This window comes from Paenibacillus sp. NPDC058367, assembly GCF_042723305.1.
Lineage (GTDB): Bacteria > Bacillota > Bacilli > Paenibacillales > Paenibacillaceae > Paenibacillus_AQ.
In genome coordinates, this window is the sequence record NZ_JBHXIZ010000009.1 from 86659 (window position 1) to 108503 (window position 21845).

General features: G+C 40.2%; 19 protein-coding genes. 15 read left to right on the forward strand and 4 right to left on the reverse strand.

Features of this window, described 5'->3' with window-relative positions; translation table 11 throughout:
• Positions 1-53: 53 nt before the first annotated feature.
• The 4 genes from ACFWMP_RS29325 (at position 54) to ACFWMP_RS29340 (ending at position 3975) form a co-directional block, all read left to right on the forward strand.
• Positions 54-1064 (forward strand): ABC transporter substrate-binding protein, encoded by a 1011-nt coding sequence (locus tag ACFWMP_RS29325; RefSeq protein WP_339244804.1) that lies wholly within the window; start codon positions 54-56, stop codon positions 1062-1064.
• The gene (locus tag ACFWMP_RS29330) at positions 1061-1882 is read left to right on the forward strand and encodes an alpha/beta hydrolase (RefSeq protein WP_379425826.1); all 822 of its coding nucleotides are present in this window, start codon (positions 1061-1063) and stop codon (positions 1880-1882) included. Before ACFWMP_RS29325 ends, ACFWMP_RS29330 begins: the two co-directional genes overlap by 4 nt.
• Positions 1883-1948: 66 nt before the next feature.
• The gene (locus ACFWMP_RS29335; RefSeq protein ID WP_379425828.1) at positions 1949-2989 is read left to right on the forward strand and encodes a FecCD family ABC transporter permease; all 1041 of its coding nucleotides are present in this window, start codon (positions 1949-1951) and stop codon (positions 2987-2989) included.
• Positions 2989-3975: a FecCD family ABC transporter permease gene (locus ACFWMP_RS29340; protein ID WP_379425830.1), complete on the forward strand. Its 987-nt coding sequence runs from the start codon at positions 2989-2991 to the stop codon at positions 3973-3975. The genes ACFWMP_RS29335 and ACFWMP_RS29340 overlap by 1 nt, the downstream gene beginning before the upstream one ends.
• Positions 3976-4052: 77 nt before the next feature.
• Here the strand turns inward: ACFWMP_RS29340 and ACFWMP_RS29345 are convergent, their stop codons facing one another.
• Together ACFWMP_RS29345 and ACFWMP_RS29350 are read right to left on the reverse strand one after the other, a co-directional pair.
• Positions 4053-4592, reverse strand: a complete 540-nt coding sequence (locus ACFWMP_RS29345) for a PadR family transcriptional regulator (protein ID WP_379425832.1) — start codon at positions 4590-4592, stop codon at positions 4053-4055.
• A gap of 46 nt (positions 4593-4638) precedes the next feature.
• Positions 4639-5826, reverse strand: a complete 1188-nt coding sequence (locus ACFWMP_RS29350; protein WP_340974088.1) for a YhgE/Pip domain-containing protein — start codon at positions 5824-5826, stop codon at positions 4639-4641.
• Between the two features lie 220 nt (positions 5827-6046).
• On the opposite strand from ACFWMP_RS29350, the gene ACFWMP_RS29355 reads away from it, so the two are divergent.
• Positions 6047-7168, forward strand: a complete 1122-nt coding sequence (locus ACFWMP_RS29355; RefSeq protein ID WP_379425834.1) for an NAD(P)/FAD-dependent oxidoreductase — start codon at positions 6047-6049, stop codon at positions 7166-7168.
• Positions 7169-7326: 158 nt separating this feature from the next.
• Positions 7327-8493, forward strand: a complete 1167-nt coding sequence (locus ACFWMP_RS29360; RefSeq protein WP_379425836.1) for a DUF4317 domain-containing protein — start codon at positions 7327-7329, stop codon at positions 8491-8493.
• Between the two features lie 62 nt (positions 8494-8555).
• On the opposite strand, the gene ACFWMP_RS29365 is transcribed toward ACFWMP_RS29360, so the two are convergent.
• Complete coding sequence (locus ACFWMP_RS29365) at positions 8556-9089, reverse strand: NAD(P)H-dependent oxidoreductase (protein WP_379425838.1); 534 nt, start codon at positions 9087-9089, stop codon at positions 8556-8558.
• A 220-nt stretch (positions 9090-9309) separates the two neighbouring features.
• Between ACFWMP_RS29365 and ACFWMP_RS29370 the strand changes: the two genes are divergently transcribed.
• From ACFWMP_RS29370 to ACFWMP_RS29380, 3 genes are all read left to right on the forward strand, one after another.
• Positions 9310-9669 (forward strand): winged helix-turn-helix transcriptional regulator, encoded by a 360-nt coding sequence (locus tag ACFWMP_RS29370; RefSeq protein WP_339244827.1) that lies wholly within the window; start codon positions 9310-9312, stop codon positions 9667-9669.
• A gap of 315 nt (positions 9670-9984) precedes the next feature.
• On the forward strand, positions 9985-11901 hold the full coding sequence (locus ACFWMP_RS29375; protein WP_379425841.1) for a hypothetical protein: 1917 nt from the start codon (positions 9985-9987) through the stop codon (positions 11899-11901).
• Between the two features lie 204 nt (positions 11902-12105).
• Complete coding sequence (locus ACFWMP_RS29380; protein WP_379425843.1) at positions 12106-12828, forward strand: MBL fold metallo-hydrolase; 723 nt, start codon at positions 12106-12108, stop codon at positions 12826-12828.
• A gap of 17 nt (positions 12829-12845) precedes the next feature.
• On the opposite strand, the gene ACFWMP_RS29385 is transcribed toward ACFWMP_RS29380, so the two are convergent.
• Positions 12846-13787, reverse strand: coding sequence for an AraC family transcriptional regulator (locus tag ACFWMP_RS29385; protein ID WP_379425845.1), 942 nt, complete (start codon positions 13785-13787; stop codon positions 12846-12848).
• Positions 13788-14194: 407 nt separating this feature from the next.
• On the opposite strand from ACFWMP_RS29385, the gene ACFWMP_RS29390 reads away from it, so the two are divergent.
• The 6 genes from ACFWMP_RS29390 (at position 14195) to ACFWMP_RS29415 (ending at position 21712) form a co-directional block, all read left to right on the forward strand.
• Positions 14195-15214 carry a glycoside hydrolase family 88/105 protein gene (locus tag ACFWMP_RS29390; protein WP_379425847.1) on the forward strand — a complete coding sequence of 340 codons (1020 nt, stop codon included), beginning with the start codon at positions 14195-14197 and terminating at the stop codon, positions 15212-15214.
• Between the two features lie 12 nt (positions 15215-15226).
• Entirely contained in the window at positions 15227-17389 is a 2163-nt protein-coding gene (gene gnpA / locus ACFWMP_RS29395; protein WP_379425849.1) for a 1,3-beta-galactosyl-N-acetylhexosamine phosphorylase, read from the forward strand.
• Positions 17390-17442: 53 nt separating this feature from the next.
• The gene (locus ACFWMP_RS29400) at positions 17443-17718 is read left to right on the forward strand and encodes a hypothetical protein (protein WP_379425851.1); all 276 of its coding nucleotides are present in this window, start codon (positions 17443-17445) and stop codon (positions 17716-17718) included.
• A gap of 288 nt (positions 17719-18006) precedes the next feature.
• Positions 18007-18735 carry a LytR/AlgR family response regulator transcription factor gene (locus ACFWMP_RS29405; protein WP_042184870.1) on the forward strand — a complete coding sequence of 243 codons (729 nt, stop codon included), beginning with the start codon at positions 18007-18009 and terminating at the stop codon, positions 18733-18735.
• Positions 18732-20009 carry a GHKL domain-containing protein gene (locus tag ACFWMP_RS29410; protein WP_379425853.1) on the forward strand — a complete coding sequence of 426 codons (1278 nt, stop codon included), beginning with the start codon at positions 18732-18734 and terminating at the stop codon, positions 20007-20009. Before ACFWMP_RS29405 ends, ACFWMP_RS29410 begins: the two co-directional genes overlap by 4 nt.
• A gap of 830 nt (positions 20010-20839) precedes the next feature.
• Positions 20840-21712 carry an aminoglycoside phosphotransferase family protein gene (locus ACFWMP_RS29415; RefSeq protein WP_379425855.1) on the forward strand — a complete coding sequence of 291 codons (873 nt, stop codon included), beginning with the start codon at positions 20840-20842 and terminating at the stop codon, positions 21710-21712.
• The last annotated feature ends 133 nt before the right edge of the window (positions 21713-21845 follow it).

Consider the following 21845-nt stretch of genomic DNA (forward strand, 5'->3'; position numbering starts at 1 on the left):
TCAATACTGAGAATGATTATTATTGAGAAAATAGGAAAGAGGGAAGGTCAATCATGAAGGGGTTTAATACAAAGATAATAAGTTATGTTGTAATGGTTGGTTTATTATCCATTCTACTAACAGCTTGCGGCAGTAATAATACAGCGAATCAGCAAGCAACAGATACTCCAGCAACAACTAGCGAAGCGAGCGCAACGGAGGAACCAGCTGTAAAAGAAACGGAAGTAGTGGCTAGAGAGGCGTTTGTAGTAACTGACCAAGTAGGCAATACAGTAAACATTCCCGGAACTGTACAAAAGGTGTATGCGCCTGGTCTAGAGGACTACTTAGTAACGCTTGGTGTAACCCCGGTAGCGCAATGGTCCACGGGTGAAAGACCGCAGCAATATCTACAGGATACGTTAAGTGGTGTAGAAGAAATCAGCTTCGCTAATGGTATTCCCTCTCCAGAATCTGTAGTGGATTTGGAGCCGGAATTAATTATATTCCCAACTGCTTTTTATGCACAAAATGGTGTTTATGAAAACTACTCGCAAATTGCTCCAACTTACGTGTTTAAGAATGCACTTGGTAACGTAGTGGAAGCAACAGAAACGATTGCGAAATTGCTAGGTTTAGAGGATAAGGCAACAGAAGCTATTGCTGCTTATAATACAAAGCTAGAAGAGACTAAAGCACAGCTAGCTAGTGTTTCTGCCGGTAAAAAAGCGATTTATATTAATGCGAATGCGCGTAAGATCTTTTTAGTGGGTAACTTCCATTACGGGGGATATGTGCTGAGTGAGCTAGGCTTTGCTCAAAGTACTCTTGTAGAAGGTGAGATGTCTGCGGATATTTCGCTGGAGATGCTATCTGATTTAGACGCTGATTACATTTTTATTAACGATAATGATGGTCTCGGGGATGCCTTCCTGGCAGACATTAAAGCTAGTCCTTTATGGAAGGCGCTGCCTGCAGTCCAAGCGGGTAAAGTGTTCGAGGTGGATGGCGATCACTGGAGATCCAGCGGATTAATTGCTTATCAAAAGACGATGGACGATATCGTGAAGTTCCTAAAGCCATGATCATCAAACCGTATGTAAAGCCCAACTATGAAACGATGCTGATTACGAGTAAAGCTAATCATAAGGACTATGAAATCTTTATTGCTAAACCTTTAGATGAGCCTGCAAAAGATGGCTACGGCGTCATTTATGTACTTGATGGTAATGGACTTTTTGAAACCGCTGCTGAAATCACCCGATTGCTAACGCGTAAGCCTAAAGGATATCCACCCGCGATTGTTGTCGGCATTGGTTATCCTGGGGGTGAGGCATTCGATACAGTGCGTCGAACCTATGATTTAACTATGCCAGCCGAGCTTGCGAATTTACCGAAACGTCCCAACGGGGAGCCTTGGCCTGAATTTGGCGGGGCAGATGAGCTGCTAGCTTTTTTTGAAAAAGAGTTAATGCCAGCCATTGCCCAGCGGTTCGTTATCAATAAGCAGAAGCAAGCATTGTTTGGTCATTCCTTTGGCGGATTATTTGTTCTGCATGCCTTGTTTACACAACCTACCTTGTTTTCGCATTATATTGCAAGCAGTGCTTCCATCTGGTGGAATGATTATTCACTATTAAATGAGTATGAGAATTTTAAAGCTGATTTACACAGCAATACGTTAAGTCATTTACCTAAAACGCTTATGATTGCCGGTGGAGAAGAGCTGGATTATATGGTCAAGGATAGTTTGGATTTATGTAACAGCATGATGTCCTTACACATTCCAAGCTTCGAAGTAAGCTGGGCATTGCTTGAGCAAGAGGAGCATGTGAGCGTAATCTCTGGTGCGATTAGTCGGGCCGTCAAATTTTTGCTTATAACATCCTCTGACTTACGTTAGAAATCATATTCGTTTGCATCTGAGCTGGCCCTTGGCTGGCTCTTTTTGTAAAGTGAAGGGAAAGGGTTGGAAACATTGGCCGCAAATGTTCAGAAATCATCTCTAACAGGAGAAAAAAAGCTCTCCTTTTTATTATTGCTAATCTTCATGCTCCTCCTATTAATAGGCGTATTAGTGCTTGCTATGGCCCTTGGCGCGAAAAAAATACCCTTTGCAGATGTATTCATGTCGATCATTGCTTTTGATGATAAGGCGTCTACTCATCAGGTGATCCAGTCGATTCGTTTACCCCGAGTACTTGCCGCTATGGCAACGGGCGCTGGATTTGCAGTAAGTGGAGCGATTATTCAAGGAATTAGTCGCAATCCTTTAGCGGATTCGGGGATTCTTGGATTAAATGCTGGAGCAGGTGTCACGCTAGTTATTGCTATGGTTTTCCTGCCGACGCTTACATTTACGGGCACACTTTGGCTCTGTATTCTAGGTGCAGGATTGGGAGCGGGTTTAGTCTTTAGTGTTGGATTATTAAGTAAACGAGGAATGACACCTATTCGACTCGTACTAGCGGGTGCCGCCATATCTGCGATGCTAACTGCCTTAAGTGAAGGAATAAGTATCTTTTTTTCAGTGGCACAGCAGGTGGCTTTTTGGTATGGAGGAGGTTTAAGTGGCATTAGCATGGCTCATTTACAGCAAATGTTGCCTTGGATGCTCCTTGCTCTATTACTTGCTATCGTAATTTCAAAGTCGATTACCATATTATCTGTAGGGGATGAGACAGCGGAAGGTCTAGGCGTTAATATTAAGCTTATCAAAAATCTCTCACTATTATCCGCCTTTATGTTAGCTGGGATTTCATGTGCTTTGGCCGGATCTGTAAGCTTTGTTGGCTTAATTGCTCCGCACTTGGTACGTTACATAGTGGGTGTAGATTATCGTTATATTATTCCATTATCCGCAGTTCTGGGGGCCATCCTTGTTGTGCTTGCTGATTTAGTGGCACGTATCGTAAATGCCCCTTATGAAATACCTGTAGGTGCTGTAATTGCAGTTATTGGAGTTCCGTTCTTTCTGTATTTGGCACGTAAAGAAAGGCGGGAACTATAGTGAAGCTAAGATGGAAATTTATAATTATAGCTATCATTTTACTGCTAGGCTTTATATATAGTGTATCTACTGGTCAAAGCAGCTTAAGCTTACAAGAGTTATGGCAGACCCTATTAGGAAATGGAACATCGAGGCAGGAGCTTGTACTTTTTCAGTTTCGTATTCCTCGAATGATATTGGGGTTTCTAGTGGGTGGCGCGTTGGCGATGGCAGGAATGCTGCTACAAGCCATAAGTCGAAATGCTTTAGCAGACCCAGGCATACTCGGGATAAATGCTGGAGCTGGATTATCCATGATGTTATTTTTGCTGTTACAAAATAGCTCTACCGGTTTACATACTTATGTTCAGCCATTCTATGCTCTATTGGGCGGTTTTATTGTTGTGGCCCTATTATTTATGCTTTCCTATGATCGCAATCAAGGCATTATTCCCATTCGATTAATTTATACAGGTATTGCTGTTGCAGCTGCGATTAGCGCATTTATGATTGTGTTAACCTTCGTACTAGATCCTTCGCAATATCAGATGATCAAAGTGTGGCTGGCAGGGAACATAGGGAATAGTAATTGGAGTCACGTGTATGCTATGCTGCCTTGGTTACTTATTATTGTGCCTTTATTAATTCGGAATCATCTTATATTGGATGTGCTAAGGCTTAACGATCCTGTAGTCATTAGTTTAGGGGTATCTTTAAATAAATATCGCGTTTGGTTTTTAGTATGTAGTGTATTATTGGCGGCACCAGCGGTTGCCGTTAGTGGGAGTATTGGATTTGTAGGTTTAGTGGTTCCACATTTAGTTAGACGACTCTTTCGTGGTCACAAAATAATGATTCCCGCATGCCTATTAATAGGTGGAGGATTAGTTGTTATTGCAGATGCGCTTGGTAAAATGGTAGTAGCCAATACTGAAATACCAGCAGGAGTGATCGTGGCTTTAATCGGTGCTCCATACTTTTTATATTTATTGATTAAAAGTGAATAATTGAAAAAAGCTTTGCGATTGGTGCTGGATATAAAAAAAGAATGCCTTGATTATGCTATAATCCAAGGCATTCTTTTTTATATAGATTTCGTTTTCAGCTTTTCTAAAAGCTCTTTCCACCAGTGAATAGATTGCTCTAGTTGAGAAACGTAGTAGCTTTCCATGAAATCTACGACTTCACGAGTGGAGCTAACTACATCTATTTGATGGTAAATTTGATTTAATTGATCTTTTCTTATCAGTGACTGTTCAATTTTCTTCTCGATAATAGGGATCACTTTATCAGTCTCTACAAAACGAAGATTCACAAGAGCGACAATCATCTCTGAAATAGATTCTGCATTTTCTATTACCTTATAAATTTTGATCGGGAGTTCTTTACGCCCTTTATCAGTAATGGAAAACACCTGTTTGTCTGGGCGATGTTCTTCTTTGATAATCTCTACCTGTTCAACTAAGCCCTGTTTCGAAAGAGATTCAAAGTGATAATATAGCTTGCTTTCAGATAGATTGAGCAATTTATCAAAAGGAATAGGGGTGGATAGTTCTTTTTTTAATTTATAAGGATAATTATTTTCATCCATTAACTTACTTAAGATATAAATTTGAATTGACATCACAGAACCCACTCCTAATTGTTGGCTAAACTCTATCTTACCAAACCTAGGCGGTTATTTCAGCTGTATTTTTAACTTCAACGGGCAGTATAGCTTCTTTAGTCAGAGGTACAGGTTTATGAACAAACCGGACGATTACAATGTTAATCATCATAGCCCCGGCAAATACGCCTGCTAATCCCCATAAGAAGGGTGCTGGACTGATGGAACCAAACATTTGTGCCAAATAAGCTTGTACAGAATAATACATCGGTGTGATGCGGCCGAACCAATCGTATGGTGTATACATCATATCACGAGGCATGGTAGCACCATTGGCGATGGTTTGCATGAGCAGGATTGGAATATTTAAGACCATACCGCCTTCGCCAACTAGGAAGACCATAATCGCACACACGTTAAATGCAGCCATATACATTAGAATTTGCTGAGCAGCAACTGGTAACAGTAAGGATAGGTCTACATCTGCAATAGAGAATGCAATGGCTAAAGCAACGACTGTTGATAATACAGCGATTAATAAAGCTGTTAATTGAACGAACATAAACAGTTTTGTCTTGCTTGCTTTCCCGCGGTTCGCTTTAAAAGAAGCAACTAATTGCATGGAGGCAATCATTGCCCCAACATAACCAGCCATAGTTAAGAACATAGGTAGCATGTTGTTGTGCATGCCGTCCGGAACATCATTGATGACAACATAATTCCCGACATAACTATTCTCAATTTGTGTAGCCATTGCGGTGGCTTGTTCTTCTGGTACGTTAAAGTTCATTAACACACCTTTTGCGGTTTGCTCTGAGAAGTTCGCGCTTAATTGTTTGTTAATTTCTCCTACAACGGAAGACATGGCTGAAGATACCATGGTGGCAGAGGCTTCGTTGACTGTGAAATCAATACTTGCGGATACCTTACCGCTTTGAACGTTGGCGGAAAATTCTTCTGGAATATGGACAACTAGAGCTAACTTATTATGCTCTAATTCATCCATCGCCTTTTTATTCGATACATCGGTTTTTATCGTTTTGAATGGTAAGCTCTCCGAAAACTGACTCGAAATCTGAGCCCCATATTTACCTGCATCATCGTTGACGATAGCAATTTTTAAATCATCCATGTTCCCTGGAAGTGCTGTATACCCTGGTAAGAAAATACCAAGCATCGCAATGGCATAGAACACACCCATAAAAATAGAACCAATGGCTCCTTTGGACTTCAAAAACTGTGAAAACTTCAACTGTATACCTTCTTTCTTCTGAATGACACTTTTATTTTAGTACTCTAATTAAAGTACTTTTAACTGAGTGAGGTTTATAGTACGATAATTCATTATAAATGTCAAATTTAAGATACAATGGATAAGTAGTGAATGAATCATCATTCGGGTTGTTACATTGATATATGGTGGGTGTGTTAATGTATTAATTAAAAAGTGAATAACTGAAGGGACTTCGGACATGAACAAGGTTATTGTAATTGGTGCAGGGATATTAGGGGCTTCAGCAGCTTATCAGCTAAGTAAGTTAGGTGCTGAGGTCATCATTATAGATCGTAAGGATGTTGGACAAGCAACGGATGCAGCAGCAGGGATTATTTGTCCATGGTTGTCTCAACGCAGAAACAAAGCATGGTATCGTCTTGCTAAAGCGGGAGCAAGCTTTTATCCGGCACTTATTCAAGAGTTGGAAGAGGCTGGAGAAACCGAGACTGGATACGCAAAAGTTGGAGCGATATGTATTCATGAGGATTTGAAAAAGTTACTCGCGATGAAAGAAAGAGCGGAGCTTCGCAGAGAGGACGCCCCTGAAATAGGTGAGCTTACGATGCTGACGGATCTTGAAGCACAAGAGAAGTTTCCATTATTATCGGAAGGTTATCATGCGCTTCATGTATCGGGTGCAGCAAGAGTGGATGGACGTGAATTACGTGATGCTTTGCTAAGGGCGGCACAGCGTAATGGTGCGCAGATGATTGAGGGAGATGCTATTCTTGAACATGATGATCATGAAATTAAAGGGGTTAGCGTAGGAGAACAGACATTCACAGCGGATGAAGTGATTGTGTGTGCAGGGGCTTGGTCTAACGCTTTGCTTCATCCGCTTGGGATCATGCTTCAGGTGCGTTATCAGAAGGCTCAAATTATGCACTTGAAGCTTGCTCAACAAGCGAGTACAGGGCAATGGCCTGTGGTAATGCCGCCTACAGATCAATATATACTTGCATTTGCGGATCAAAATATCGTGGTAGGTGCTACTCACGAAAATGATGTCGTAGGTTATGATACTGCTGTAACCGCAGGTGGAATGCAAGAAATTTTAAATAAAGGACTTCAAACGGCTTCCGGTCTTGCAGATTGCAGCCTAAATGAGATTAGAGTAGGGTTCCGTCCTTTTACTGCAGATTTCCTTCCCGTGTTAGGAAGGGTTCAAGGATGGAATAAACTAATTGTTGCTAATGGACTAGGTTCATCGGGATTAACGATGGGACCCTTTCTTGGTGAACAGCTAGCCAAGCTGGCCATGAATCAACAGGTAGATATTCCGCTTGAAGATTATGCATTGGAGCATGCGATAAATTGATTAGTACGAGCACGTATGGAGGGAAAGTCCAAACATTCACCGGAGTCACGAACTTACCTTAATAGAAAAATCTTAAGTTCAACTAGTATAGCGAAGGTTTTTTTTATCCTTTATACTGAAAAGACCAATTTATCTTCCTAGGAGTTGTCTAACGAATCATGATAAAGAAAGAAGTCGCGCATATACGCAAGCAATTTAAGCTGGATCACGATTTAATGAGTATTTACGATATTCTCAACGTGTATATTATGAAGGAAAGCAATGAGATCTATCATTGGGAGCGCCTGCCGTTTGGAATGGTGGATAGAGAGAAGCAGGAACTGTATATGGGCAATTTCAAAAAGCTCTTGACCGGCGAACTGGATCAGAAATTGTTCGAGTTGAAGTTTCAGGCGGAAGCGGAGGAACCAGCGCAGGTGATGCTTCACCAAGCTTTGGTGACAGGGGATCCAGATGAATGGCAGGACCTGATGCTGCTGTTGGTGGACAGAATGATGGCAGATACTCATTATGAACGGGATACGGTGATCACTTTCGTTCGCGGACAGTATTACCGCCCGACCAAAGATAGAAACGATGAAGCCGAGGAAAGTGAGAAAAACGAAATGTTCGCGCATCCGTTTATTCTATGCAGCGTGAATTCCACGGAGAAGCAACGGAAAGCTATCTTATTTGATTATGTGGAAAGGGAATTTAAGTACAATGTCATTGTAGATCCGATCGTCAAGTTAAGTACGCCGGAGCAGGGCTTCTTTTACCCAAGCGTGACGGATAATTATTCCGATGTGAACCGCATTCTATATTGTACGGGAAAATCGAACTTTCCAGATCCGCATTTCATCGAGCAGGTCTTGAACGCCGAAAGATCCGTGACGGCACTGGAAGAGAGAGCTATTTTCGAAGACATCGTGAAGGAAGTGGCGGGCGAACAACTTGACGCGACCACCATTGCTCAGCTGTACGAGGAAATCCACCAGGTCATTGAAACCAACCAAGATGAAGAAGAACCTCCTAAGCTCGACTATAGAGATGTAGAACGTGTGCTGAAGGTAAGCGGCGTTGAAGACGTGACGATGGAAAAAGTGGAACGTGCGTTTGAAACCATCGTCGACGACAAGCACTATGAGATGAAGGCAAGTAGCGTGATGCCGAAATTCACTACAAAATCGATAAAGATCGAAACAAAGGTAGCTACGATTTCGGTCAGTCCGCAGGATTTGAAATATGTGAAGCAAGTGAATTATCAAGGTAGACGCTGCATTTTGATTGAGGTTGACGAAGATGCTGTGATCGAAGGATTTACACTCACTACAGAAACGCTTTAGATTTTTTAATAGCGGGCTATCCTTAAAGTCTTTGATCAAGACTTGGGATAGCCCTTTTTGTATCAAATATGGTACTTAAAGATATAGTGGATATATTCTTTTGCACTAGTATTAATTTCTTCATCGCTGGCTTGAAATGAAGCTCCAAAGACAGCAAGGTACGGTAGTGCTTCTGCACCTACATGTTTGGCACTGGCTTTAAAGGGTGCAATTACTTCGTCTACGGTAAAAGAAACAGAGCCATCAGGTTGATAATTTTCTTTTTTATCGCCGATGGATATAGCAAGCCCTAACTTTTTCCCGTTAAGCTTGTCACCGTTTGATCCATAAGCCCATCCGTAAGAGAGCACATCGTCAAACCATTTTTTCAGTAGAGGCGGATAACTATACCAATACAAAGGGAATTGAAAGATCACATGGTCATAGGCTTCCATTAGATTTTGCTCTCTAGGAATATCAATGTTCCAGTCAGGATACTCTTTATAAATCTCATGAATGGTAATATCGTTTGGATATTGCAGTAGCTCTTCTTTCCAGCGTTGATTGACCCTCGAATTCTCAAGGTTGGGATGTGCCACAATCACCAGTGTTTTCATAATGAATCTCCATTCCAGGCCTATATTAAGCGTATTTCTTCAAAATGCTGTGCCTTATTTTTATGAATATCATCATTATCCTGCAGGTTTTAATAAAAGAAAATACACACAATAAAGTAAGATGGTTACTTTGAAGTGCGTACTAGACTCACAAAAAAATATATGCAAAATGAAGTTTTGGGTAAGTTTAATTAGATCTGTATGAACGAGGTGTTATTCTATGAAACAATATAATCTAGGGATAGAGGCAACACTAGAAATCATCGGTGGAAAGTGGAAAGCTTTGATCATCTGCTTATTGATGTCCGATGCCAAAAGAACAAGTGAATTGCAGCGCAATATTCAGGGCATCTCACAAAAGGTTCTGATCCAGCAGCTACGTGAACTTGAGCGTGATGGACTTGTCAAAAGATTCGTGTACCAGCAGATGCCGCCAAAAGTCGAATATAGCCTTACGGAATATGGCGTTACAGCCAATAAGATCGTTGACGTTATGTGTTCTTGGGGAAAAGAAAATATTAGAATCAGACAAGAACAAGGAGAAGAGGTAGTCTTGTTGGAGGAGTTCCAAGCGTTGTAGCCTTTGAATAGGTTTGCGCGTCATTTGAATCAAACTGATTTTACAGAATTGTTATCAAACTATTAAAAAAAAGTAGGGTTGTTCAAATCCCATGGTATAGCCAATGAAAGCGTTTCTATTGATTTTGCGACCGCTATCCCCGAAAGAAATTGGCATTATTTAGTTCTTGAAGTTCCTCTGATTTGGATATTTTATTTAGTTATTGTTTTATTTTAATAGGATAATGTTACCTTACCGTCACTCTGTCCTATGTTTCTAGGAATATAATGAGATTGTATTCGACACCAACCTTTATAAACCATCGGAGGAAACACAATGAAAATTAAGAAAACATTATCCGTTGCATTATGTGTAGCAGCAGTCGCATCTTTCTCATCTCAAGCAATGGCCAGTCCTGTCACAACGCCAACCAGTTCAACCGTAGCATCATCCACTAATCAAGTTGGACAAAAATTTACACTAGCTGGTGTTAAAACGAACGCCAATACAGTATTGATAGCAACAAGAACGGTTGATCTTGATTTGGATGGCGTGAAGGACACTTTATATCTCATTGGCGACAAAAATGAATCTCCTGATTTCGACAACATTAATCTCATCGTTGTAAACGGCAAAACAAACAAAGTGTTAAACGCAGGGATTAAAGACTTTGGTGGTTTGAACGCGAAAATCAGCTATGTGAGTGATTTCAATAATGACCATGCACTTGATGTGATGATTACTGCGTACTCCGGTGGTAACCAAGGTTCTACCAATGCTAGAATCGTAACTTTCAAGAATGATACCCCTTCTATTATTCTGGGTGGGGATTTGAAGGTAAAAGGCGAACGTGCATTATTCAGAACATTAGAAGCGGTTGATGTGGAAAATGATGGCGTGAACGAACTGCTTGGAATCAGAATCCTCCATGGTGAAGCTACTTCCGTGGTAACAGGCTATGAAAAAGTATGGTTTACGTACAAAAACGGCGAATTCCAAGTTAGCAAAACAGAAACTACTAAAGAAGATCCATTTAAACAACCTGCACTTGGAGAACTGACTGTTGGCCAACCTTTCGCATTGCAAGGTGTTAACACAACAGATAAGACTGTTCTTATCAGAAAACAAGTTAACGATGTTAATAAAGACGGTGTCCAAGATAAAATCTATCTGATTGGTGACAAAGCAGATGAACTTGGTTATGTAAGCAACATCAACCTGGTTGTTGTCGATGGCAAAACAAACACATTGAAGGATGCAAAAATCAGCGGTTTCGATGGCTTTAAACCAGAAATTCAATGGATTGGTGATTTCAACGGGGACAAAGCAAATGATGTAATGTTTACAGCATTCTCCGGTGGTAACAATGGTACAACAGATGCTTACATATTGTCTTTCACAGGTGATAAGGTACAACCACTTTTGAGTGTAAAACCTGTTGTGGATGGTAAACCAGCATTTTTCAACACTTTAGAGCAAGTAGATCTTAATAAAGATGGTGTATATGATCTGGTTGGAACTAGAAAAATTCGCGGTGACGCTGAAGCTATAGTTCTAGGCGAGGAAAAAACAACATTTACTTTCAAAGACGGTGCCTTCAAGGTTGTGGGTACAGAAACCATTAAGTCCGATAGCAAACCAGCGACTACACCATCAACTACAACAAGTGATTTCACCGTTGGCAAACGTTTTGAGCTTAAGGGCATTACAACAACAGCAAAAACGATTTTGCTAGCGAAACAACAAGTGGATGTAACTGGTAATGGTGTTGCGGATAATGTCTTACTGATTGGTAACAAGGATGCCGCAAATGGTGGACTGGTTACAGATATCAACATCGTCGTTATTGAAGGAAAAACTAAAAAAGTGATTAACAGTAATCTCAAAGGCTTCACGGGTTACCAGCCAAAAATTAACTTCGTTGGAGATTTCAACGGAGATAAATCTAAAGATGTCATGATTACTGTATACTCAGGCGGTAACAACGGCAGCACCAATGCTTACGTAGTATCCTTCAAAGACAGTGGTGTGAAAGTTCTTCTTAATGAGTACGTGAAAGTGAATGGCAAACGTTCGCTCTACAATACAATGAAGGCTTCTGATGTAGATAAAAACGGAGTCTATGAGATTGTTGCAACAAAAACGATTCGTGGTGAAGCTACTTCCGTAATTAAAGGCGTAGAAACCTCTGTTCTTGCTTACAAAAACGGAGCATTCCAAGTTCGTTCGACAACTATGAAGAATTCGAAATAACCTTATAGCAAAAACCTAATTGTGAGGGAGTCTCCTAGTAGCCATACAAAAGTGGCTACCGGGGGACTCTCTTTTTTGGAGTTGAATTGACTTGTCTCTTGGTGAGAACGCCTAAAATTAAACTCTCCCTTGCTCAACGAGCTATCCGGATTCATTATTAAATTACAAAATGACCCGTTGATCTAAAGGAGAGAAAACAATCTTATGGAACTAAAAAAAATAAATGAATCGATTTATTATTTAGAAAATGTTAGAGAAACAGACAGACCTGTTTTGGGATATGTTGTAGGTGAGAACTTTTCAATTATGATTGATTGTGGCAATTCAAAATCGCATTTTGATGCCTTTATAACGGGTTTGGATGATCACAATCTATCTCGTCCCAAATATGCTTTGATTACGCACTGGCATTGGGATCATACCTTTGGTATGCATGCTTTTGAGGGGGAAACCATAGTATCTTCAGCAACGAATGAGGTACTAAAGCGATTGAAAGCGTGGAAATGGGATGAAGAGTCCGTTATAAAACGTCTAGGGACAAAAGAAGAAATAGAATTCGCCTATAACTGTATGAAAAAAGAATACGATACGTTCGATAAGATTTCGGTCAGCACAGGATCGATTATTTTCGAGGATTCTTTAACATTGGATTTAGGGGGCATCACTTGCCAAATCCTCAAGGTAGGAGGGCCGCATGAAGCAGACTCTTGTGTTGTATATGTTAAAGAAGCGGAAGTTTTATTTGCAGGTGATGCACATAGTGGAGATTATTATCATGGAGAAGGTAAAATTGATCCCATAAAAATGAAGGAATATGTTGAGTTTTTAAAAAATCTTTCATTCACTACGTATATCCCAGGGCACGACGCCCCTATGAGCAAGGAGCAAATCATTTCTGTGTTAAGTAGATTTTGTGAAGTGAAGTAAACAGGGACTCCCTTTCCCTATACCCAACCTGTAAACTCCAGTATAGATGCTTTTGCAGATTGGGCTTCGGAATGTGCGGCTTTACGCCATTGTTTGGGAGATTCGCCCATAAGCTTGGAGAAACATCGGTTGAAGCTGGAAATGGACTGAAAACCGACTTGTTCAGAGATGGAGAGGATGGAAGCATCCGTGCTTTTCAACTGCTTGCAGGCCTCTTCAATGCGGGTGCTGTTTAGGAAATCGAGAGGTGCGGTCCCCATGATCTCATGGAATTTTCTGCGAAAATGAGTGGTGCTTAGATGGCACAGATCAGCTAGGTCATTGATGGTAATCGGCATCATGTAGTTTTTAGTGATGTACTCCAGAACCGGAGAGATGACAAAATCGCCTTTCAGGTTATGCTCTGTTTCTTGCTCTACTAAGGGTTCATTCCGGGAATGAATTCTAAGCAGCTCTATATAAAGGGATAACAATAAGCCGTAAGCACTTTCCTGATAGTAAGGATTTTTGTGCTTCAATTCCTCTACAATCGATGTCGCAAGGGTATAAACCTTGGGATGTACCTCCTTGTTCAAAATACAATTCTTTCCCTTGATCGCCCATAAATTTGGCTCGAAGTCACTATAAGCGCTTTTGAATGATTGCTGAAAGAGCTCCTCTGGCGAGAAAAAGATATAAGACCAAAGACTGGCCTCATTTGGCGAACTATATGTTGTATGAGGCAGATACCTAGGGATGAAGGTCACATCTCCGGCTTTAAAGGGTACGGATTCACCTTTGATCTCCATGATGCCGCTATCCGAATGACAAATGCCAATCTCTAAATGGTTATGAAAATGGAGATGTTCACTTTTGATATCGGAAATCTTCCAACGCTCACCGCTTAACAGTAAAATAGGGAAGTTTATCGGCAAGCTGTAGTGGCGGTATTCAATGACGGGTTTCTTTTTTCTGGGCATATTCTCAATACTCCCATTCTTATTACGTAGGTTGAGTAGATTATAGGTTAAAGTGATTTCAAGTTCAACAATATAGATGTACTTTACAACTTGAGGAAAGGGAAAGAAGCGGTGGAGGGGAATTTTGGAACTGTAGGAGCGTTAGCGTCCGCCTTTGTCTGCAGATTTCCACCGTGAAGAGCGGTATAAAATCAAGAAATCTGCAGACAACAGCGGCCGGAAGTCCAAACATTCCCCGGAATTGCGACTGACCCTGTACTCTTAATGGTTGAAATTGCACAATTTAGTTATGAATATGCTTAGAATCAGACCATTTTACTCCTTACAATAGAGTTAGTAAAGCGTTTACATAGGACGGACAGCTCTCAGCGCCAATGGGGGTGTGTGAGAAAGAGAGGAGAATCAAGATGCTTCAATTAACTTATGACAGAGAAGAGATTCTAAGCGTCATCGACAAAGTAGTTAGAAAAACAATGACGATGGATTTAACATGGGACTGGCCTTGTGGTGTGGCTTATTATGGGGTATCCAGAGCTTATAAAACGACAGGTAATACAGAGTATTTGGATATGCTTGTCCAGTGGGCAGATGAATATATCGAGCTGGGCCTGCCGGACTGGACGGTAAACACCTGTGCTATGGGGCATATGCTGATTACCTTGTATGAAGAAACAGGCAATCAGAAATATTGGGATATTGTAATGAGCAAGGTGGATTATCTGCAGAACCATGCGCTCAGATTCGGAGATCATGTGTTGCAGCATACCGTTTCTATTTCGAATGATTTTCCAGAGCAGGCATGGGCAGATACATTGTTTATGGCGGCATTTTTTCTGCTCCGTGTTGGAAGTAAATTAAACGATCAGGAAATGATCCAGGATGCCCTGAATCAATATTACTGGCATATCAAATACCTGCAAGACCCTAGCAGCGGCCTCTGGTACCATGGCTACAATAATGTGAAGCAGGATCATATGTCCGGACTATATTGGGGCAGAGCAAATGCTTGGGGCGCATATACCATGTCGCAAGTCAAAAAGCTTTTGAAAGAATGGTATTTGTATCCGCAATGTATGGACGTGGAGTGTTCGCTGCGCGATCAATTGGCCGCACTCAAGCTTGTGCAAACGGAGAACGGCCTGTGGCGGACCGTACTGGATGACGAAGAATCTTATGAAGAAGTATCTGCCTCTTGCGGGATAGCGGCTGCAATGATCAATAACGGCAATCCGCTGCATACCAAATATGTACAAAAGGCCCTGAAGGGTGTCCTAAGCAATATCAGCGAGGATGGACGTGTACTGGGAGTATCGGGCGGAACAGCGGTTATGAAGGACCGGGAAGGCTATCGCAATATTCCAAAAGACTGGATTCAAGGCTGGGGTCAAGGCTTAGCACTCTCTTTTCTGTCCGATATGCTCAAATAGGAGGGATCCGAGTTGTCCACAAAAACAACGGGGGCTTTTACACTACCGGGCGAATCCGGTTATGAGGCACTGACCTTAGAGTTAGCTGAACGGTGGGGTGCCGATGTCATCCGTGACAGTGACGGCACGCAGTTGTCCGATGAGATTATCAACGCAGGATACGGCATTTATTCTACAATCTGTATCATCAGAGATCATAACGAATGGGCATCTCAAAACCCTGATAAGCTACAGCAAAGCTTTTTAATTACTAATCCGAAGGTAGCGGTCGAAGATTATTTATCCATCTATTTAATGGAAGACTTTTTCGCTGAGCAATTCCGAGTAAATGATTCCAAAGAGGCGTTTAAGTACTGGCAGGTTTTTGACCGAACGACCGGTAAAGAGATTCCAAGAGAACAGTGGAATTATGAGCGGGAATCTGGAAATGTAGTTATTACTGGAATTGCGCCATGGCATAAGTATACGGTCAGCTTCATGGTCTACCGGATTTGGGAAGAGATCTCCATGTACAATCACACCACGAATCACTGGGGAAAAGAACATCTAATGCAGATTGATCCCATCTATGTTGAAACGCAAAAGTATTTGCTCCACTTCCTTGAAGATTGGTGCCGTAAGCATAAGGAAACAACGGTGGTTCGGTTTACGTCCCTATTTTATAATTTCGCCTGGATCTGGGGCAGCAATGAGCGCAATCGCCATTTGTTCTCGGACTGGGGTTCATATGATTTTACGGTAAGCGCTAGAGCGCTTGATCTGTTTGCTCAAAAATATGGGTATTCGCTCACGGCCGAGGATTTTGTGAATGGTGGAAAATATCGTGTCAGTCATATCCCGGCGCAGCAGCGCAAGCTGGACTGGATGGCATTTATCAATGATTTTGTCATCGAATTTAGTAAGAAATTAATTGATATTGTGCATGGGTACGACAAGCTGGCATATGTCTTCTATGATGATAGTTGGGTTGGCATGGAGCCTTACAATGATCGTTTCGAGAAGTTTGGCTTCGACGGGATGATTAAATGTGTGTTCTCAGGGTTCGAGGCAAGAATGTGTTCAGGTGTAAAAGTAGCTACCCATGAGATTCGGCTGCATCCCTACTTGTTTCCGGTTGGTTTAGGTGGTCTGCCTACCTTTATGGAGGGAGGGAACCCTACACTAGATGCCAAAAAATATTGGATCAATATTCGGCGTGCTCTACTCAGAGAGCCTATAGATCGAATTGGATTGGGTGGATATTTGCATCTTGTAGAGCCTTATCCGGATTTTTGTGATTATATCGAAAAGATTGCGGGTGAATTCAGAGAAATTAAAGAGCTGCATCATAAAGGCAAACCGTATCATATTAAGACGAAGGTAGCCATTCTGCACGCTTGGGGCAAATGGAGATCGTGGACCTTGTCCGGGCATTTCCATGAAACGTATATGCATGATTTGATTCATATCAACGAGGCTTTATCCGGATTGCCGATTGAAGTACAGTTCATTGATTTTGAGGATATCCGTCAGGGAATTTTAAAAGATTGTGATGTAGTGATCAATGCCGGATCTGCTGGCTCAGCATGGAGTGGTGGAGAACGCTGGAGGGACAACAAGTGTGTGGACTTACTGACAAAGTGGGTGTATGAAGGTGGTACTTTTATAGGCGTGAATCAGCCTTCAGCGCTTGAAGGGTATGACAGCTTTTTCAGAATGTCACATGTGCTTGGTGTAGATGAGGATACAGGCTCCAGAGTAGCGCATGGAAAGTGGACATATGAAGTGAAGGATGAGCTTGGTTTAGTGCCTGCTGGGGCTAGCATAACACCCAAAAATAACATTTATCTTACCGATGGAGCAGCAGCGGTTGTGAATGAAACGGATGGGCTGATAACTCTATCCACGCATGCCTTTGGTAAAGGAAAGGGGATCTATCTTCCATCTTTCCAATTCAGCTTTGAGAATACAAGATTGCTGCTGAATTTGATTCGTTTTGCGGGTAATGAGTTCAGGGAAACAAAATACATTACGGACAACTTATATACAGAGTGCGCTTATTATCCAGAAAGCAAAATCCTCGTGGTCATTAACAATAGCGATCAGCTTCAAAAAACTACGATTCATACGGAATATGGACAACACACCCTGGAATTAGATCCTTTTGACACGATGATTAAAATGATTGGTGACTAATATTTGACTTGAGTAGGGAGATTCCTAAGTATCCTTTACCAAAAGGGGTTCTGGTGAGGCCAACTGCACTGAACAATAGTGGAGCTCAGGAACAATATCGTCAAGCTGAACTCGCTTCCTTTGACGGTGTGGCGTGGAGTCTAAACCATTTGGGATGGATGCAGGGATCTCCCGAAATCGTTAATTTCTGTGCGTTTCATGACGATCAATTGATCGATAACACCTCAACCTGGAGAACTACAGAGGAGAGAAGTGCAACGGAGAATGTATTCGTTATTCCTGAATGGCAGAAAAAAAGTGTCGCCCGTAACATCATCTGCACTATCTAAAGCAGCAGGGTAAAACAATCGCCACCTTAGGCACGCATGGAGATAATAAGAAAGCTATTCGATTATATACTCAGATTGGTTATGAATTATACGGTTCAAGATTTACAGTTGGCTATGAAATAGTTTAACAAGCATTTACTAGACGACTTTGGTCGTCTTTTTTTTATTGTGCAAGGACTTCTGACCTACTTTGTTGAATTAATACTAATAAGGTAATATTTACATAACTATAAGCATATATTGAAATTTCAAATTCTTTATTTTGTTCAACAGAGGGAGTTTAGAGGAATGATACGAATCTGTATTTGTGATGACGAGCAATTACATAGTTCCAAATTAGAGAAGATTATTATGGATAGTGCAGGCTTGTATCAAAACATAGAGTTCGATATTGACATTTATGAGTCCGGAAAATCATTATTGAAAGCTTTAAATGCCAGAAACGAAGAGTACCAAATATTATTCTTAGATATTGAAATGGGGATTTTAAATGGAATCGAGGTCGCTCGGGAAATTAGAAAAATAGACAAAAACATGATTATCATTTATGTTACCAGCTATGACAATTACACCATGGAAAGCTTTGAAGTTTCGCCTTTTCGATACATACTAAAACCTATTCAAGAAGAGCAAATAAGTAAAGTATTACTTCACGCCATTGATGAGGTTAGAAGGAATAATCAGTATTTATTCTTCAAAACTCAAAATCTTAACTATCAAATCAAAAGTGAGACGATTCTATCCATTTCATCTGAGAAAGGTAGGATTATACACGTTGTAACCGTTGATGATGAATTTTCATTCTATGGCACAATAAAAGAGATTGAAGAAATGCTTGATCCATTATCCTTTATAAAAGTAAATCAAGGCACCATTTTAAATTTAAATTACATACATATTGTTTCGGGAACCGATATTATTCTCACCAATAAAGAAAATTTCGCAATTAGTAGAGGGCAGAGGAAAATAGTTAAAGATGCCTATAACCATTTCATAAAAAGGAGGATCGGCTTTTGAGAAATATTGAGGTTATTAGCATTGCGGTTCTAGCGATTCTCTATACACTTGTGCAGGTAACATCGATTTCTATTTATTTCAATGGATTTCTTAACCTCAGAATTTCAAAGTATAAATTTTATTCCATAACCTTTGTCTCTATGGGAATCATAAAATTATTGTCTAGTGATACAAACTCTATGGTTAAGTTGTTTTTATTTGTTGTTCTTTTGAGTATCTGTATACTGTATTCGTTCTACGGATCAATGGCTCAAAGGATCTACCACATTATCTTTTTTACGCTGATCACTACACTTGCAGACTTGGCGTTGTCTATTATTACATATAATTATGATCAAAAATTTGAAGGCCAGTTATTCATTATGCTAGTCGTATATTTTAGTGCAAACTTTTTATCGTTGTTAATTGTGATGTTGTCGGCAAAGCTGTTACTCTATTTTAGATCTGATAATGAGATCGGATTAAGTAATAAGGAATGTTTGTTATTAAGTATTGTGCCTTGTCTATCTTTAATGAGTATATATTGGGTTTTTCAGTATAAAGATATCAATCAATTCGTTCCATGTGTTTTTTTGTTAATTGTGAATGTGTGCATTATGCTGATTTACAATAGTTTAGAAGGGAAAAATTTTCTTATACATAAGTACTCCATAATGGAGACACAAAATAAATATTACGAAGAGAGCTTAGAGAATCAAAGGGAAATGTCTAAGCTAAAACATGATCTGAAAAATATTTTATTAAATATAGCCTATGGATTGGAGAGGAAAAAAACAGACGAGGTAAAAGAGGAGCTACAGGAGTTATTGAAAACCAATGTATTCTCATATAGATTATTAACCGGGTGTATACCCATCGATGCCATTCTTAATAGTAAGCTAGAACAAACCAAAAAGTATAATATAGAATGCACTTTAGACCTCCAAGTTCCTCATGACTTATTTATAGAACATACCATTGACCTAGCGGCCATTTTAGGGAATCTTTTAGATAATGCCGTTGAAGCAGTACTTAGATTAACAGAAGAAATAAAAAAGGAAATTGAAATCAAAATAAAGTTTAGTGAGGGTAAATTATTCATAATCATTGTAAATTCGTCGAATCATGTGAATTTGGATTTCTCCTATGGACGATTAATCTCTGAAAAAGGGAAAAATAGGTACGGCATTGGAATCAGCAGTATCAATGAACGAGTCAAAAAGTTAAAAGGATACTCAGACTTTTCGTACGATGAGGGCTATTTTAATTCAATCGTGGTCTTACCAATTCCATAAAATAAAAAAAGGCGACTTTCCATTCAAAAGAATGAGAAATCGCTTTTTTATTTTGCAGATTACAACGAGTATTGTGCGGATTACAACGAGCATCAAAAAACAAAAAAATATTGGTTTATGATTTCAATATAGGTTATCAAGGCATGATTATTCCGAAGTACAAAAGAAGAGTGAAATAGGGGGGAGCAAAGAGTCGCCATTGTGCGGCTTTCATTATGCAAACTGTATCCATTTCTTTTTTGGAACATGTGAATTCTAAATCAAATAGGAAAGGAGGAAGAATGTTATGATTCCATTAGTTATATTAGTGGTTGTATTTGCTTTATTGACTATAACGCTATCATGTCTATGGCTCTACAACGATTGTTTGTATCGAGGAATAAATCCTTGGATTTGGGTATTCTTAATGATTGCGACCACTCCCATATTGGGATTCATTTTATATTCTCTTATTGGAAAAAGAGGAATATCAATTACGGGTAAGTCTAGAAAAAATAAGTATATAGGATCTGCGGTTTTTATTACCATACTGTTACTTATCTTTTCAAGTATCGGATTAGCATTTTATTCAGTGACATAGGTAGAGAAGTTAGATTCAAGCTGACAGTGCTCTGTAGAGTTTCTACAGGGCTTTTTATTATTGTATAGTTCATTTCAATATTTCACCGCCTATGCTACTATATCTACGATCAGAAAAGGAATAATTTAGAAGAATAGATGGATTTCATGGAAATCGGTGCTATAGAATGGGATGGTGGCATTGAGATCGTAGCTGGCATTTCACAAAGAATAATTGGATATATACAATCACCCGAAAGGAAGAATTGCTCTTGAGAACCCCTATAACTAATGTAAACTGGCTTGAACACCATGAAATCATGGATGAGCTACTCTATCATGAAGCCAGCTTAACCACGCATCCGATGGATGATGGCTTTGAAGCTGAGGTTCTAAAGATCAATCTAGATCAGGAAAGCTATGTCTTGAAAACATGGAGTAAGAGCTCCAAACCAGATGTTCAGTTTCAATACCGTTTATTGGATGTCCTGTCCGAACGAGGGGTAGCCGTCTCTAAACCAGTGGGTTGGGGAATCAATCCGGACGGGAATAAGGTGTTGTTAACAAGCTTTGACGGAACGCCAATTCATAAAGTGAATAATAAGACAATGAAGGAGCTCGCGAGCATTTTAGCCAGAATTCATCAAATAGATATCGCTGAGCTGGAACATATACAACTACCTAAGTACGATTTCATCGACTACTTTTTTCCTGAAGTGAGAGAGCATACAGACCTTAATCAAGCTGTGATTTCTCTAGTGGAGCAAACGCCTATGAGACAAGATCGTATCATTCATGGAGATTTTCATTTAGGAAATATAGTAGAGGAACAACAGCGATTTACCGTCATCGATTGGACGAACGGCCAGTTGGGAGATCCTAGATATGATTTTGCATGGTCATTTATTCTGCTGAAAATCCACATCTCTGAGCGTTACGCTGATATGTTCCGTTCTGCTTATCTATTGGACAATTTTATGGAGCAGGAAGAGCTTGAGGTGTTCGAAGCATGGGCTTGTCTAAGATGGATCTTACTGAATAGACGAGGCAGTACACCTAAAGGACCTAATGTATCGAAGAGGGTAAAGAGCATACTGGGCAGTAATCGCTTCCTGAAAGATTTGGATTTCCAAGGGTTTAAATGAACTTCATCTTAAAAAGAATTACAATACAGACCGCAACCCTTTGCGAGGGAGGCGGTCTATTTACGTTTGTTCGCTGCTTTCATTCAATATTCAGTTTGGGTGTTTATAATGCTTTTTATGAATCGGGGGATGT

Coding starts and splice junctions, on each gene's coding strand:
- ACFWMP_RS29330 (WP_379425826.1), top strand. CDS start 1,061: ATGATCATCAAACCGTATGTAAAGCCCAACTATGAAACGATGCTGATT.
- ACFWMP_RS29375 (WP_379425841.1), top strand. CDS start 9,985: ATGAAAATTAAGAAAACATTATCCGTTGCATTATGTGTAGCAGCAGTC.
- ACFWMP_RS29325 (WP_339244804.1), top strand. CDS start 54: ATGAAGGGGTTTAATACAAAGATAATAAGTTATGTTGTAATGGTTGGT.
- ACFWMP_RS29360 (WP_379425836.1), top strand. CDS start 7,327: ATGATAAAGAAAGAAGTCGCGCATATACGCAAGCAATTTAAGCTGGAT.
- ACFWMP_RS29355 (WP_379425834.1), top strand. CDS start 6,047: ATGAACAAGGTTATTGTAATTGGTGCAGGGATATTAGGGGCTTCAGCA.
- ACFWMP_RS29380 (WP_379425843.1), top strand. CDS start 12,106: ATGGAACTAAAAAAAATAAATGAATCGATTTATTATTTAGAAAATGTT.
- ACFWMP_RS29405 (WP_042184870.1), top strand. CDS start 18,007: ATGATACGAATCTGTATTTGTGATGACGAGCAATTACATAGTTCCAAA.
- ACFWMP_RS29390 (WP_379425847.1), top strand. CDS start 14,195: ATGCTTCAATTAACTTATGACAGAGAAGAGATTCTAAGCGTCATCGAC.
- ACFWMP_RS29370 (WP_339244827.1), top strand. CDS start 9,310: ATGAAACAATATAATCTAGGGATAGAGGCAACACTAGAAATCATCGGT.
- ACFWMP_RS29345 (WP_379425832.1), bottom strand. CDS start 4,592: ATGTCAATTCAAATTTATATCTTAAGTAAGTTAATGGATGAAAATAAT.
- ACFWMP_RS29365 (WP_379425838.1), bottom strand. CDS start 9,089: ATGAAAACACTGGTGATTGTGGCACATCCCAACCTTGAGAATTCGAGG.
- ACFWMP_RS29385 (WP_379425845.1), bottom strand. CDS start 13,787: ATGCCCAGAAAAAAGAAACCCGTCATTGAATACCGCCACTACAGCTTG.